At 46.0% G+C, this 1301-nt stretch carries 2 protein-coding genes; both read left to right on the top strand.

What is annotated here, in order from left to right; all coding sequences use genetic code 11:
• The first annotated feature begins 486 nt into the window (after nucleotides 1–486).
• Nucleotides 487–879: a hypothetical protein gene (locus ABLT31_RS38675; protein WP_367761025.1), complete on the top strand. Its 393-nt coding sequence runs from the start codon at nucleotides 487–489 to the stop codon at nucleotides 877–879.
• Between the two features lie 3 nt (nucleotides 880–882).
• Nucleotides 883–1212: a reverse transcriptase domain-containing protein gene (locus tag ABLT31_RS38670; RefSeq protein WP_367761026.1), complete on the top strand. Its 330-nt coding sequence runs from the start codon at nucleotides 883–885 to the stop codon at nucleotides 1210–1212.
• Nucleotides 1213–1301: the final 89 nt, after the last annotated feature.

Raw genomic sequence — 1301 nt, 5'->3', positions numbered from 1 at the left:
ATCCACGGCACACTTTTCTTTATGTCGGAAGAGTCTGATACAGGTTTGGTATTACACTCCACATTTTTCATTTCTTTACGCTTCCTTCCTCTTTTTTTGTATTAGTAGGCCTTGATGTAACAACCTAAATGCCGTCTACCTACACCCCATTGTACATTGAAATATAATCCGACGGGTGGATTTTCTGTTAATGATCTTTAAAGGTGATATGAAGAGAATGGAATACAATTATTACAGATTTTCCGAGCGAGAGAGCCCATGGATTAATTCGTGGGATGATAGCGAGGTTGGAACAGTATCGTGATACTATAGAAAAAAAGAGTTTATTTATAAATATTGAACGAATTCCAAGCCCAATGGGGTGAAATGGCCAGCGGCGAGAAGGGAGTCGGAAAGGGTGGTAGTACCTGTGAACCCAGGACAACACAACCTGGGGGAGGAAAGCACCCTTACTTTGCTCACGGGTATCGAAGGAGGTAAGAGCGAGTGAATGCAGTGAAATCTGCTAACTACACCAAAGTAAAAGTTCAAGAACTCCAAAGAACCCTCTACCTTGCGGCTAAGGCGAATGCCAAGCGCAGGTTTCATGCACTGTACGACAAAGTGTGCAGACCAGACATCATGTGGGAAGCATGGAAGCGAGTCAAGGCAAACCGAGGGAGTGCAGGAATCGATGGTATGACGATTCAACACATTGTACAGGAATACGGAGAAGAGCAATTCGTGAGAGATACGCAACAACAGTTGCTGGAGAATGCCTATCATCCCAAGCCAGTACGAAGGAAGGACATACCGAAGGGCGATGGGAAAACGCGCCCGTTAGGAATACCTGTCATCCGGGATAGACTGGTACAAATGGCAACGAAAATGGTCCTTTAGGCGATATTCGAGGCGGACTTCAAAGATTGTTCGTTCGGGTTTCGACCGAAGCGGAGCGCAAAGCAAGCGATTGAGCGGATACACAAGACGGTGAACTATGGGAGAGTGTATTGGGTGGTGGATGTGGATATCACCGGGTACTTCAACAATATCCCGCATGACAAATTGCTCAAGCTTGTGGAACAACGGGTAAGCGACCGAAGAGTGTTGAAACTCATCCGAAAGTGGCTGGAAGCTGGAGTCATGGAAGAAGGCCTGTTCCGTGACTCGGAAATCGGAAGCCCCCAAGGCGGCGTGATTTCCCCATTACTTGCGAATATCTACCTAAACTAGTCTCGATTCCATATGGGAGAAGAAATTCACCCATATTGGCACACTGGTTCGTTATGCTGATGATCTCGTCATTTTATGCGAAAAGAAAA

Source organism: Ammoniphilus soli (assembly GCF_040813775.1).
This window is presented reverse-complemented; position numbering and strand designations above follow the sequence as displayed.